At 63.1% G+C, this 885-nt stretch carries 1 protein-coding gene; it reads right to left on the bottom strand.

The annotated features are described in order from the left end of the window. Positions 1 to 885 (bottom strand): FUSC family protein (locus ACXJ7R_RS34630; protein ID WP_457155722.1); only part of this gene is annotated, 885 nt, incomplete at both ends.

Raw genomic sequence — 885 nt, 5'->3', positions numbered from 1 at the left:
ACCCGGTGACGCCGTCCAGAACCACGAACTCCAGAATACCGGCAAGCAGACAGGAGATCGGCATGGCAACGACCGCGAGCGTCGTGAAGGTGCGTGCGTCAGGTACGGTAGCGCTCAACCCAATCAGCACGGCAATAAGAGCAAGGCAGGCTTCGGTTGCCGGCCACCCCGTCATCATGAAGAACATCGATGGCAGCACAAAGGAGATTGCGGCTCTGACGCCGGTCTCCGCCGCAATGCGGCGGGAGCGGTATAAAGGGGTGCGCCACTCGTGGGAGCCGTGGTTTCCTGCCCGCAATGCGTCGAGGCTGCCCCGCACGTCCCTGTTCCTTCGGAGCAGTTCTCCAGTGAGCCAGGCGAGACATATCGCCATCAGACCGGATGAGCCTTCTGCCAAGCTGCCTGAAGGCCACTTGAACCTGGGCACGGTGGAGTTTGCTTCAAGTTCGGAGATAGCTTGCTCCCGCGGCCGCGGTTCGGCGGCGACCGGCAACGTTTCCAGTGCCCGGGCCGTAGCCAGTTCAGCGACGAGATCCACTGCCGCGGCACGGGCAGCCGCGCTTCTCGCCTGTCCGTTGCTCGATTCTGTGGCGAGGCTCGCTATATCAGGACGCAGCGCCGTGATCTCGTGCAGGAGTCCGGCTGCCATCGTGGCAGGCATGGCCTGACCGCGAACCGTGCCCTGGGCGTAATCCGCGACCCGGCGCTGCAACGCTTCGAGTTGGGCGGCCACTTTCGGATAATGGTCGGGGGCAGCCAAAAGGTCGTTCACGAAAGTGACTGAGAGAACACCAACGGCGATGGCCGCGCCACGCGCCACGCCCGTCTCGAAGACCTGCTGGGGACTATCGATTTGCTGAATCGCAATGAGAGCAACGGTAATCG

This window comes from Mesorhizobium sp. P5_C1 (genome assembly GCF_054049815.1).
The sequence above is the reverse complement of the archived record's forward strand: the minus strand, read 5'-3'. Positions and strand labels throughout refer to the sequence as shown.